This is a genomic window from Prevotella sp. khp1 (assembly GCF_900102205.1).
Classification (GTDB): domain Bacteria; phylum Bacteroidota; class Bacteroidia; order Bacteroidales; family Bacteroidaceae; genus Prevotella; species Prevotella ruminicola.
Genome location: NZ_FNJZ01000004.1, coordinates 250,588 through 262,985 on the forward strand (window position 1 = coordinate 250,588; position 12,398 = coordinate 262,985).

Below are 12,398 nucleotides of genomic sequence, written 5' to 3' on the forward strand. Positions count from 1 at the left end.
TGATATTTTTTTAGTTGTATTTCAAAATTTGTCCTGGGCGCAAGCGTATGTTCTTGCCGATGTGGTTCAGCTCGCAGAGCTTAGCAATCGTGGTGTGATGCTTGCGGGCAATGGCCTGCAGAGTGTCGCCCTTCTTAACCTTGTGGAAGTGTACATTAGATGATGTACGTGGGGCAGTTGCAATCTCGAGCTCGTCGTCCTGATCGTTATCGCCAGCGGTTACACCACCAACACCACGCAGACGAGTGGCCATAGCCGACTCAGCAGCGTACTTGCTGCGACGGAACATGTAGAAATCGCCTACAACATCCTGATTGCGGAAGTCGAACAGCAGAGCTGGGTTCAGGGCTACACCGCAAAGACGTGTCTCGAAGTGAAGGTGTGAACCAGTACTACGACCAGTGTTACCACCCAATCCGATAGGATCACCAGCCTTAACCTCCTGATTCTCAACTACCAGGTGCTTTGACATGTGACCATAGATAGTCTCCAGACCATTGTGGTGGCGGATAACTACGTACTTACCATAACCCTTAGGCTCATATTTTACGATACGGATCTTACCGCTGAAGGCGGCGCGGATGGTATCACCAATATATACTTTGATGTCGAGGCCCTTGTGCTGACGTCCCCAACGTGCGCCGAAGTTTGAGGTGAGCACACGGCTATCGGTAGGCATGTGGAAACCTCTCAGGTCGATACGGAATGAGTCGGGGAGTACTGTTTCGCGGTGGGCATATACATTATTCCAGTCTTCGTAGAGGTCGGCTGAGGGGTTGTACTTCTCCTCCTGCTCAATGATTCGCTTGAGAACCATCGAGTCGACTGCCTTCATCTTGCGATCGACTGGTGCCTGCTTAGCCAACAGATCCTGTGCAGACGCGGGGGCTGCAACAAAAACTGAGAATGCCAAAACAGCTATTTTCTTTAAGCTTTTAATGTTCATATACTTAGTTGAGTTAATATCAAATTAAAAAATCCGCTGCAAAGGTACTAATATTGCATGAAAAACGGAAATATATTGGTGTTTTTTGTTCACTTTTAACACTTTCGCCGATATTTTCTCGTTTTTTCAGGTTAATATGGCAAAATGTGTCGATTTCCGTTTACTGCTGCACTCTACGTGCACCAATGTAACGACGGGCATAACCCGAGTCGGTAGAACTGTTGATAGTAATACCGTTATTGGTACTGGCGTGAATGAAGGTGAATGTATTGTTGATGGGATCTACATCAACCACGATACCTACATGGCCAACACCTCGACCAGAACGTGGACTGGTAAAAAATACCAGGTCGCCACTCTGCAACTCATCGCGGGTGATGGGGATATTGCGTGCATACTGATCTCTTGATGAAGCACCGATAAACAAATCGGTTTGCTGCTTGTAAACATAGCTGGTAAAGCCAGAGCAGTCGAAAGCGCTTGGACCTTTACCACCTGAGCGGTAGCGGGCACCCATGTGTGAGAAAGCCTCGCTCATAATCATCTCGGTCTTCTCGAATGCCTCGTTCAAATCGTCTTGTGTTCCATAAATGAAGTCGAAGTTGCCAATCTCCTCCTCGTCTGGAGCCTGGTCAGGGTTAACCTTTCCAAGAGCGAGGTCGCTCATAGAAAGCATCAACATCAGGGCAAATATAAACAATTTCTTCATAATGGTTTGCAATAGAAAAAGATTTCTGCTGCAAAGGTAGTAATTTTTTTTAAACTACGTGCGCGATAACAGCACAAGTTAACATAGTTTTAGGATATAGCCGCCCAATTAATATTTGTTTTACGTAATTGGCGCAGTCGGTTCCATAACATGCTGAATTTCTCAGAGTTACATTCTGGGTCCTCGTCAATAATCTTTTGTGCCTCGTCGCGGGCCATCTGCACAATCTGTCCATCACGGGCTATGTCAGCAATCTTTAAATCGAAAGCCATACCACTCTGCTGGGTGCCTTCCAGGTCGCCAGGACCACGGAGTTTCAGGTCGGCCTCGGCTATACGGAAACCGTCGTTGGTATCGCACATAATGTCGATACGCTTGCGGGTGTCCTCGCTCAGTTTGAAGGGGGTGACGAGAATGCAATACGACTGGTCGGCACCTCGACCTACACGACCTCGGAGCTGGTGCAACTGGGCCAGTCCGAAGCGCTGGGCCTCGAGAATAACCATGACTGAGGCGTTAGGAACATTCACACCTACCTCGATCACCGTTGTTGCCACAAGTATCTGTGTCTCACCACGTACAAAGCGTTGCATCTCTTCCTCTTTGTCCTTAGGTTTCATGCGTCCATGAACCTTGCTGAGTCTGAACTCGGGGAAGGCCTCGCGCAGTACCTCAAAGCCATCTTCAAGGTTCTTTAGGTCGCTCTTAGCACTCTCTTCAATCAGGGGGAATACGATGTAAACCTGACGACCCTCGTTAATCTGACGACGGATGCCATCGTATAGCGACGTCATACGCGAATCGAAAACATGTGTGGTTTGTACGGGCTTACGGCCTGGAGGCAACTCGTCGATAACACTCACGTCGAGATCACCATATAGGGTCATGGCTAAGGTGCGTGGGATAGGCGTGGCAGTCATCACTAATACGTGGGGTGGGTTAGTGCTCTTACTCCAAAGCTTGGCGCGCTGGGCCACACCAAAGCGGTGCTGCTCATCGACCACCACAAAGCCTAATCGGGCAAACTGCACAGTATCCTCGATGACAGCGTGGGTGCCCACCAGAATGTTGATGGTACCATCCAACAGACCTTCGAGCACCTCTTCGCGACGTTTCCCCTTTACCATACCGGTAAGCAGGGCTACGCGCAGGTTCATATCCTTGAGGAATCCCATGATGGTTTGCAGATGCTGTTCGGCCAGGATTTCGGTTGGGGCCATGATACAGGCCTGATAGCCGTTATCGATGGCAATCAGCATTGACATCAGTGCCACAAGTGTTTTACCGCTACCCACATCACCTTGCAACAATCGGTTCATCTGGCGGCCAGAACCCATATCCTTGCGAATCTCCTTAATCACACGCTTCTGGGCACCTGTGAGTGGGAAGGGCAGATACTGACTATAGAAAGTGTTGAATACATCGCCTACCGTAGAGAATACATACCCACGGAACTTGCGACGCTGATCGCTCGCGTACCTTAATATATTAAGCTGTATAAAAAACAGTTCCTCGAACTTCAAACGCAATCGGGCACGCTCCAGGTCCTTGGCGTTCTGTGGATAGTGTACCGTGCGCAGGGCGAAGTCACGACCTACCAGATGCAAGGGCTGGTAGATAAAATCGGGGATGGTTTCGGGTTGTGGCGGAAGTTTCTCGATGAGCGTCTTGGTGAGTCGTTCGATGGCACGCGAGTTCAATCCGCTCTTCTTCATCTTCTCGGTGGTGTTGTAATAGGGCTGAAGTCCCATGGTGGTGAGGTCGAGTTTCGACGCATCATCCAGGTCGGGATGGGTGAAGTTGATGCGGTTGTTAAACACAGTGGGTTTGCCAAACACCAGATACTCGGTACCTATCTTATAATTCTGTTTGGCGTATTTGCCACCATTAAACCAGGTAAGGTCACAGATGCCGGTGCCATCTGTAAAGTGTGCCACTACGCGCTCCTTACGCGGGCCCATCGGAAAGGTCTCGAAACTCAGGATATGTCCTACCACCTGTACAAACGGCATGTCGCCCGTAAGCTCGTGGATGGTGTACACCTTCGAGCGGTCGACGTATTTGTAGGGGTAGTATTCCAGCAGGTCGCCGTAACTCTCAATGCCAAGCTCGTTGCTCAGCATCTTCTTACGGTTAGGTCCCACGCCGGGTAAGTATTTGATATCCTGATTGAGTATGTCCATTATATAAGAACCTCTGCGATTTTTAAATCGTAGGGAGTGGTAATCTTGATGTTTTCGCGGTTGCCTTCTACCAAGGTGATGTTGTAGCCGAATGCTTCAACTACCGAGGCGTCATCAGTAAAACCGTCGTTGTAGGGCTGACGATTGGCTGCCTTCAGCAGTTGGATGTCGAAGGTCTGGGGTGTCTGCACCAGTCGATAGGCATCGCGAGGCACTGTTTTGGATTGTTCACCTTCCAGATGGCGTACGGTCTCAACAACGGGGATGACTGGAATGACGGCCTTTTTTTCTCTTGCTGTCGTATAGCAGTTACGAATTACCTCGATACTTGGGAAGGGGCGCACACCATCGTGTACACCTACCACGCCGATAGCATCATCGGGTACCTTGGCCAGTCCGTTCTGTACGGAGTGAAAGCGCGTTTGTCCACCATTGGCTAAGGTGTACTCCACGTCAAAGTGGTACTCCTGGCACAGCTGATGCCAGTAGGCCTGCTGAGCCTCGGGCAATACCAGAATAATCTGGATGTCCTTAGAGTACTCGCGGAATCGCTCCAGTGTGCGCATCAGTACAGGCTTGCCACCAATGGGCAGAAACTGCTTGGGGATGTCCGACCCCATGCGCAAGCCCTTACCGCCTGCTACTATGATAATATAATCCATTATTTCTGCATTAAATGTTTAAAGCGCATACCCTCGGCAATCTGGTCGGCAGTTTGCTTGTCAACCAACTGACTGAGCAGTTCGTAGGCGTAGGGGAAAGCTGCTGCAGGACCCTCGGCGGTGGTGATGTTACCATCTACGGTTACCAAATCGCCTGTATAGCGGGCACCATTCTCGGCTAATGCTTTCTCAAAGCCGGGATAGCAAGTGGCCTGCTTACCCTCCAGAATACCCAGTGGGGCGAGTACTACGCCTGGAGCAGCACAGATGGCAGATATCTTCTTGCCTGCCTGGTACTGAGCCTTCAGGGCTTCGCACAAACCAGAATGGTTGAACAGGTTGCTGGCGCCTGGCATACCACCTGGCAGCATCAGCAGGTCGGCATTATCGAACTCGCCCTGCTCAAACAGAATATCAGCTTCGATATTCACGCCGTGGGCCGACGTTACCAAAGGAAATTCAGAGATGCTAACGGTGGTTACATCAACACCTCCGCGGCGCAATACATCGATAGGAATCAGGGCTTCTACATCCTCGAAACCTTCTGCCAAAAATACATAAACTTTTGCCATAATATTCTCGATAATTTGTTATTCTGACGGCAAAGATACAAATTTTTTGGCACGAATTACACGAATTGCACGAATTTTTATATCTTTGCACCCAAAAGATACAAGAATGGAACATCGTAAACTCAGGTTTGCCCTGTTGGGCAATATTTATCAGGCCCGCAAATCGGCCAGTATCCAGAAGGTGCTCTCAACGATCGCCAACTATGGCGCGGAGCTCTACGTAGACATGGAGTACTATTACTTCCTGAAGGATCATCAGCGTTTGGACGTGAAGGCCACTAAGGTTTTCTCTGACAATAACTTTGATGCCGACTTTGTGATTTCGATGGGTGGCGATGGTACATTCCTGAAGGCGGCTTGCCGTGTGGGCAAGAAGAATATCCCCATCTTAGGCGTAAATATGGGTCGACTGGGTTTCCTGGCCGATATCAGTCCCGATGATATAGAGCATTGTATGCGTGCACTCTATAACGACGACTATGCGGTAGAGAGTCGTGCGCTGATACAGGTGGAGGCTGATGGCGCACCATTGGGAGAGTGCAGTTGTGCACTGAATGATGTGGCCATCCTGAAACGTGATACAGCATCGATGATTTCGATACGTGCCAGCGTTAACGGACAGTATCTGAATACGTATCAGGCTGATGGACTGGTGATTTCAACACCTACTGGTTCAACGGCTTACTCGCTCTCAAATGGCGGCCCAATCATTGTGCCTGGCACCAAGGTGTTCTCGATGACGGCAGTTGCGCCCCATTCGTTGAATGTGCGCCCCATAGTGTTGGCCGATTCGTCGGTGATTGAGCTCGATGTAGAGAGTCGCTCGCATAACTTCCTGGTGGCTATCGACGGTCGATCGGAGAAATGCAAAGAGGGCACGAGGATTGTGCTCCGTCGTGCCCCCTATGACATCAAGGTTGTTAAGCGTTCTGATCATCGTTATTTCAACACCCTTCGTGAAAAAATGATGTGGGGTGCTGATACACGCTGATTACTTAACAACAAAATCGATGGTTTTCAGGTCCTTATCCATTGATGAGGTACCGTAAAGAATCTGATAGCGACCTGCCTTTGTGGCCAGTTCGTCGATCATCTCGTCGTAGTACTCGAATGCCTCGCCATCCAGTGTGATGGTGGCCTTCTGTGTCTCGCCTGCCTTCAGGTTCAACTTCTGGAAACCCTTCAGGGCCTTGATAGGTGCGCCTGCATCATCGAGACGCTTTACATATACCTGAACGGTCTCGGTTCCCTCGCGCTTGCCAGTGTTGGTGACAGGTACGGTCAGGGTTACCTTGCCATTCTTCTTCATCTGCTTGGCGGAGATTTTGGCATCGCCGAGCGCAAAGGTGGTGTAGCTCAGACCGTAGCCGAATGCATACTGAGGCACACCTGTAAAGTAACGATAGGTACGGTTCTTCATCGAGTAGTCGAGGAAATCGGGCAGGTCGTTGTTCGAACGATAGAAGGTTACAGGCAGTTTGCCACCAGGGTTGTAATCACCAAACAGTACCTCGGCCAGAGCCTTGGCACCACCCTGACCTGCATACCAGGCCTGCAACAGAGCATCGTACTCGCCCTCAACACTTCCAAAGGCAATGGCCGAACCTGAGCAGTTCACAAAGATAACAGGCTTGCCAGTCTTGTGCATAGCCTTTACCAACATCTGCTGAACTTTTGGCAGCTCAATGTCCTGTTTGTCGCCACCTTCGCCTTCCATCTGGGCTGAGATGCCACCGATGATCACGATTGCATCAGCTTCCTTCACCTGGTTGGCCAGGTCGGTAAAGTCAACCAAGTTGCGCTCGCAGATATCGCCACGCAGCATAGCAAACTGTCCGTTACCATGCTTGTACTCGATTACTACGTCGTAGGTCTTACCTGCCTCAACAGGGAACGACTTGTACTGGGGCTTGCGACCAAATCCGAAGAAACCACGACGGCCACCTGCCTGAGCCTCTTCTACTACCTCGCCATTTACCTTCAGCACGTAGCCGTTGTCAGTAGTCAGTGTGTACTTCATCTCGCCAGTAAAGGTTGACTTGTACTGTCCACTGATGCGAACACTGAGGGTATCGCGATTCACGCCCTGGGCAAATCCCCAGGCGCCAAAGGTCGAGAAGTTAAGCTCGTTGTAGTAATCAGTCTTGGCGGGCTCACCTTCGAGTTCACGATTGTTCCAGAACTCCACCTTCACACCCTTGCCATCGTTAAAGTCCTGCAGATGGTGGATGGTGGTATATTCGTCGTTCAGCTCACAGGCCTTGTTGTAGATAATCTTAGCGCCAGGTACTGCAGCCTTGATACCTGAGAGCAGTGAGTGTTGGTGGGCGGCGGTAGGTGTACCACCATAGTTACCGTTCAGCATGTTCACATCGTCGGCATTAGGACCAAGCACAGCCAGTGTCTTGATGCTCTTCGAGAGTGGTAGTACGGCACCCTTGTTCTCCAGCAGTACCATACTCTCGCGTGCAGCCTGAACAGCCATCGCATCGTTCTTCTCGCTGCTAATCACATCGGCACCCAGTTTGGCCCAAGGCAGCATGTCGGCAGGGTCGAACATACCCAACTCAAAGCGGCCCATCAGGGTTTTACGCAGGTGGTTGTCAAGGTCACTCTCCTTAATCAGACCCTTCTTCAGGCCTTCAACCAGGCTCATGAATACCTTACCGCACTCCAGGTCGGTACCGTTCAGCACAGCATCAACCGAGGCCGACAAGCCATCCTTATGGGTTTCGTGCTGTCCGCGATTAAAAAAGTTGTTGATAGCGTCGCAGTCGGTCAGTACGATAGCATCGTAGCCCCACTTGTTGCGCAGAATATCAATCAGCAAACGGTCGCTGGTGCAGCAGGGCTTACCCTCGAAACGCTGGTAGGCGCACATCACCTCGCGCACGTTACCCTTCTTTACCAGTGCCTTAAAGGCTGGCAGGTAAGTTTCCCAAAGGTCGCGGTTGGTTGGCTCTACGTTCATAGAGTGGCGCAGGGGCTCTGGTCCGCTATGTACGGCATAGTGCTTGGCGCAGGCGTGGGTTTTAAAGTATTTGTCGTTGTTACCCTGCATACCCAATACAGTCTGTACGCCTAATACGGCATTCAGATAAGGGTCCTCGCCGCAGGTTTCCTGTCCGCGTCCCCAGCGAGGGTCACGGAAGATATTTACATTCGGGCACCAGAACGTAAGCTCAGGGTTACCAGGATAATAGGTAACGCCCATGGGCACATTAAAAAGCTTAGGGTCGTTGTGATCGGTACGGTTCCAGTTGGCGCGTGCTTCGTCTGATACCTGCGAGAATACATCGTAGAACAGCTGTGCATTAAAGGCTGCAGCCATACCGATGGGCTGTGGATAAACCGTATAGCCATCCTGACGCACGCCATGACAAGCCTCGCTCCACCAGTTGTAGCTAGGGATGCCCAGACGGTCGATCGAGATCGACTTGTTCATCATCAGTCCCACCTTCTCCTCGGGCGTGAGCAGACTCAGCAAGTTCTCAACGCGCTCTTTGTTTGATAACTTTGTATCCAGATACGGATACTTAACCTGGGCAAACACACTTGCCCCCATCATCGCCGCGATGGTTAAAGTTAAAAGCCTTTTCATTTCACTGTTTGTTTGATATAGTTGTAATTGTTAGATAATGCTGTAAATCTTAGATGTTGTAAGTGGTAGAAAGTTTAATTGCAATAAGCAATTATGTTAACTCGAGATATAATTTCTGATACCTGCCGGGTTCTATGCGCTTGATGTAGCCATCGTTGAGCCAGCGCTCTATCATCTTTTCGGCGGTACGCTGGGGCACGCCCAGGAATATCTGCATGGAAGGCACGCTGAATTCATCAGGTAGAACACTGTAACGCGAACGCATCAGTTTGGTGTGGCGCTTGCGGGTGGGATAGCTAATGCAGTTAGCCTGCTGCATAAAGTAGTAATCCCAATACTTGCCAAAGAAATGGCGCTGGCATGCAAACTGGATGTTCATGGCCAAACGGCACAAGTACAGGTCGGTGTCGTCGAGAGTGAGGGTGTGGTGCTGCTGCCACTCATCCCAATGGCGCATCATAATGAAAGGTACGCTTACGGCGATGCCATAGTAGGGTACACGCTTAAGCAGCAGTTCGTCGGTTTTCGACTGGTCCTCCTCGGCTTCTTCCATGTGCTCCTTGGCCCATTCGTAGGTGCTTTCTACCAGTTTGCCAATGGGCAGTTCGCCATGGGTAGAGTCTAATCGCTCGGCCCACATGCGCAGGGTTTTGTGCTCCTCAGGCTCTACGTTCGCATCTTCCAACTCCTCACGTTTCAGCATCTCGAAGTGGGTTGAGGGCATGGGAATGGCTGCCAGTCGGGTTGAGAATCCATTGCCTACGTTGTTGGCATTCACCTTGTTTTTCAGAGCGCGGGGTGTGCCTGTATAAACAAAGTTCCAATACACATTGAAGTTGCAAAGCTCTGAGTCGTAGTTCGAGAAGAACTGTCCATCCTCCTCGTTGTGGAAAGCCTTCAATTCCAGATAGGTCTTGTTGCTCCATGCCTCGCCCTGCTGATTGATGGCATTGTCGAGCTCTGTGTCGAACGAGAGCATGTGCAGGTGCATCTCCTGACCATCCACCATCTCAACGGCATGCTTCATGTCTTCGATAAACACCTTGTTGGATGTACGGGCGGGGTGGGTACGGATAATTACCTGGGGCTTCTTGGGACCATCGCCTTTCTGTCCGTTGTCCAGCCACTCCTTGTATTTGCGACGATAGCGATTCTCGGCATTCTGTCCCTCCTTCGATACTTTGCGGATAGGACCGGCTAAAAGTTCGTAGAGATTGGTTACAAACGATTTTCCTGAACCAGGGTCGCCAATGATGAACACGCTATAGTTGAGGCGACGTAGCTCCTGAGGGCGATGGTAAAAACGATAGGTACAACGTGTCATCAGCGTACCCAGAAAGGCCGACGATGCAAACATGGCTGCAGGGTAGGCCTCGGTTTTAAGTCCCTTGCACACCTCGCGTAAGCAGGGATATACATCCATCAGCTTCTCGATTTCTTTACCTGCGAACAGCATCTGCTGCTCGATGATTGAACGGTCATTTAAGTTAGTCTCTTTTGTCATTATTCAGTCTTTTAAGATTACACTGCAAAGGTACAAAAAATATTTTAATCTACCAAGAGTTTAACGCTAATTTTACGACAGGAACGAAAAAAAGTTTGGTCATGGTTGTATAATATCTATTATTATAATAATATTATATATTAATTATTTATATATTATAATATATAAATAATCTTATAAGCTATTACTTGTTCTATCTTGACCATATTTTTTCTCTCTCCTGTCGTATGTTACAGTGTTACATTGTGCTGCCATTGTTCCCATTAATGGGAATTTTTGCTACCATTAAATATAGCAATCGCTACCATTAATAGTAGCCGTAACTTCGTGGGCAGATAAGTGCCGGATATCTACCAGATAAGTTACGAGTATCTCATAGATAGTGCCGTACTATCTCCCTGTTTATTAGTTATGTACGCGTGAGGGTTGAAGTGCTAAATAGTGTTAATAATTCAAAGTTTTTTGCATAAAAACTTGGAGCGTATTTGTTTTTATTCTACTTTTGCAGTGTACTATTAAAGTGGTACACTATAACACGTAACATTGAACATTAAAATTAAATAGAATTATGATCGAGGTAAACAACATCAGTTTTAAGTACGCAGGTGGTAAGAACCTGGTATTCGATGATTTCAGTCTGGAACTGAAGCAGGATAATATTTATGGTCTGCTGGGTAAGAACGGTACAGGTAAGAGTACACTGCTTTACCTGATTGCTGGACTGCTGCGCCCCAAGAAGGGTACTGTAAGCTTTGATGGTATTGAGACCAAGCTGCGCCGCCCTGAAACACTGCAGGATATCTTTATTGTTCCTGAGGAGTTCGACCTGCCTGCTATGTCGCTCGATGAGTATGTAAAGATCAACCGTCCCTTCTATCCCTTGTTCAGCACAACCGTTCTGGAGGGCTGTCTGAAGGATTTTGAGTTGAGTAGCGACTTGAAGCTGAATGCCCTCTCGATGGGACAGAAGAAAAAGGTGTTTATGGCTTTTGCCTTGGCTACCAACACCCGTGTGCTGCTGATGGACGAGCCTACCAACGGACTGGATATCCCTTCGAAGAGTCAGTTCCGTAAGGTGGTTACCCAGTATATGACTGGCGATCGTACGCTTATCATCTCTACCCATCAGGTACACGATGTTGAATCGTTGCTGGATCATATCCTTATCTTGAGTCCACAGAAGCTGTTGCTGAATGCCAGTGTGGCTGATATCCAGGAGAAGTTTACCTTTGAGTATCGTACGCCTGCCGAGATGGACGATGTGCTTTATGCCGAGCCTTCGCTTCAGGGTAATGCCGTGATTGCACCACGCAAGGAGGATAGTGCTGAAACTCAGGTTAATTTGGAGTTGCTGTTTAATGCTGTAAACGAGGGTAAAATTTAGAGATTAAACATTAAAGATTAAACATTAAATCTTATGATACAGTTTAATATACATAGGTTTGCCAAGGTGGCTCGTTGGTCGCTCACTAACGACAAGAGCTACTACATGCGCTCGCTGCTCCAGATGTTTGTGCTGCTTACGCTGCTGTTCCTGTTTTTTACCACCAGCTTTTACTGGCTGAAAGGTGCTGATACAGGCTATAAGCCTTGTTGTGTGCTTGTGGTGATGCTGTTTTTCTTTCAGATAGCAGTGGGACCATCGATGATGTTCAACAGTATGAAGGGCAAGTACGACAGGCAGGCCTTGTTGCTGTTGCCAGCCTCGAATTTCGAGAAGTACCTGATGCGCTATGCCACTTGGATTTTTGTAATAGGTATTATAGTTGTAGCTTTCTTTGGTGCCGACTTGGTGCAGTATGTTTTTAACTGGCTGATAGGTAACAATCCGCAGTTTGTAACAGGCGCTCTGTTCGGTCGCTTAAATCCTTTCACAGTTAATTGGGAAGCCATTGGCTCAAAGAAGGTTACGGTTATTAATGCCCTGATTATTTTGCTTCTTTGGTTTCAGTCGTGTTTCGCCCTTGGTGCCACCTTCTTCCGTTCGCACAAGTACTCGTGGATTTTCACCTTATTGGTGCTCATCTTCTTGTCGATGGTACAAACATGGTTGTTCCCTATTTCTTACGAAAATCAGTTTGATATGATTCACGGTGATGCTATTACGCTGCTTTATATCTCTGATGCCGTTTACGGCATTTGGGCCATCGTTAACTACTGGCTGTCGTACAAGATCTTCTGCAGAACTCAGAACATTGGTAAATTTGTAAACATTTGAAGG

The 12,398-nt window shown here is 48.7% G+C and carries 10 protein-coding genes; 3 read left to right on the top strand and 7 right to left on the bottom strand.

The window, feature by feature from the left end:
* Positions 1-10 precede the first annotated feature (10 nt).
* From BLR73_RS12075 to BLR73_RS12095, 5 genes are all read right to left on the bottom strand, one after another.
* A complete protein-coding gene (locus BLR73_RS12075) occupies positions 11-946 on the bottom strand; it encodes a M23 family metallopeptidase (protein ID WP_091862340.1) in 936 nt (311 codons plus the stop codon).
* Between the two features lie 160 nt (positions 947-1,106).
* The gene (locus BLR73_RS12080; protein ID WP_013064209.1) at positions 1,107-1,655 is read right to left on the bottom strand and encodes a C40 family peptidase; all 549 of its coding nucleotides are present in this window, start codon (positions 1,653-1,655) and stop codon (positions 1,107-1,109) included.
* 89 nt (positions 1,656-1,744) lie between these two features.
* Complete coding sequence (recG, locus tag BLR73_RS12085) at positions 1,745-3,838, bottom strand: ATP-dependent DNA helicase RecG (protein ID WP_091862343.1); 2,094 nt, start codon at positions 3,836-3,838, stop codon at positions 1,745-1,747.
* Entirely contained in the window at positions 3,838-4,500 is a 663-nt protein-coding gene (locus BLR73_RS12090; RefSeq protein WP_033149595.1) for a 2-C-methyl-D-erythritol 4-phosphate cytidylyltransferase, read from the bottom strand. Before BLR73_RS12090 ends, recG begins: the two co-directional genes overlap by 1 nt.
* Positions 4,500-5,072: a DJ-1 family glyoxalase III gene (locus BLR73_RS12095; protein ID WP_091862345.1), complete on the bottom strand. Its 573-nt coding sequence runs from the start codon at positions 5,070-5,072 to the stop codon at positions 4,500-4,502. The genes BLR73_RS12090 and BLR73_RS12095 overlap by 1 nt, the downstream gene beginning before the upstream one ends.
* Before the next feature lie 106 nt (positions 5,073-5,178).
* Between BLR73_RS12095 and BLR73_RS12100 the strand changes: the two genes are divergently transcribed.
* The gene (locus BLR73_RS12100; RefSeq protein ID WP_091862348.1) at positions 5,179-6,063 is read left to right on the top strand and encodes an NAD kinase; all 885 of its coding nucleotides are present in this window, start codon (positions 5,179-5,181) and stop codon (positions 6,061-6,063) included.
* On the opposite strand, the gene BLR73_RS12105 is transcribed toward BLR73_RS12100, so the two are convergent.
* Positions 6,064-8,673, bottom strand: a complete 2,610-nt coding sequence (locus tag BLR73_RS12105; RefSeq protein ID WP_091862351.1) for a glycoside hydrolase family 3 C-terminal domain-containing protein — start codon at positions 8,671-8,673, stop codon at positions 6,064-6,066. It lies immediately after the preceding gene.
* Positions 8,674-8,764: 91 nt separating this feature from the next.
* Entirely contained in the window at positions 8,765-10,177 is a 1,413-nt protein-coding gene (locus BLR73_RS12110) for a YfjI family protein (protein WP_091862354.1), read from the bottom strand.
* Between the two features lie 568 nt (positions 10,178-10,745).
* Between BLR73_RS12110 and BLR73_RS12115 the strand changes: the two genes are divergently transcribed.
* Both BLR73_RS12115 and BLR73_RS12120 read left to right on the top strand, forming a co-directional pair.
* A complete protein-coding gene (locus tag BLR73_RS12115; RefSeq protein ID WP_073047408.1) occupies positions 10,746-11,561 on the top strand; it encodes an ABC transporter ATP-binding protein in 816 nt (271 codons plus the stop codon).
* Positions 11,562-11,594: 33 nt separating this feature from the next.
* Positions 11,595-12,395 carry a hypothetical protein gene (locus BLR73_RS12120; RefSeq protein WP_143010950.1) on the top strand — a complete coding sequence of 267 codons (801 nt, stop codon included), beginning with the start codon at positions 11,595-11,597 and terminating at the stop codon, positions 12,393-12,395.
* The last annotated feature ends 3 nt before the right edge of the window (positions 12,396-12,398 follow it).

Excerpts from the sequence above, each read along its gene's own strand:
- BLR73_RS12075 (WP_091862340.1), bottom strand. The coding sequence starts at position 946 with ATGAACATTAAAAGCTTAAAGAAAATAGCTGTTTTGGCATTCTCAGTT.
- BLR73_RS12080 (WP_013064209.1), bottom strand. The coding sequence starts at position 1,655 with ATGAAGAAATTGTTTATATTTGCCCTGATGTTGATGCTTTCTATGAGC.
- recG (WP_091862343.1), bottom strand. The coding sequence starts at position 3,838 with ATGGACATACTCAATCAGGATATCAAATACTTACCCGGCGTGGGACCT.
- BLR73_RS12090 (WP_033149595.1), bottom strand. The coding sequence starts at position 4,500 with ATGGATTATATTATCATAGTAGCAGGCGGTAAGGGCTTGCGCATGGGG.
- BLR73_RS12095 (WP_091862345.1), bottom strand. The coding sequence starts at position 5,072 with ATGGCAAAAGTTTATGTATTTTTGGCAGAAGGTTTCGAGGATGTAGAA.
- BLR73_RS12100 (WP_091862348.1), top strand. The coding sequence starts at position 5,179 with ATGGAACATCGTAAACTCAGGTTTGCCCTGTTGGGCAATATTTATCAG.
- BLR73_RS12105 (WP_091862351.1), bottom strand. The coding sequence starts at position 8,673 with ATGAAAAGGCTTTTAACTTTAACCATCGCGGCGATGATGGGGGCAAGT.
- BLR73_RS12110 (WP_091862354.1), bottom strand. The coding sequence starts at position 10,177 with ATGACAAAAGAGACTAACTTAAATGACCGTTCAATCATCGAGCAGCAG.
- BLR73_RS12115 (WP_073047408.1), top strand. The coding sequence starts at position 10,746 with ATGATCGAGGTAAACAACATCAGTTTTAAGTACGCAGGTGGTAAGAAC.
- BLR73_RS12120 (WP_143010950.1), top strand. The coding sequence starts at position 11,595 with ATGATACAGTTTAATATACATAGGTTTGCCAAGGTGGCTCGTTGGTCG.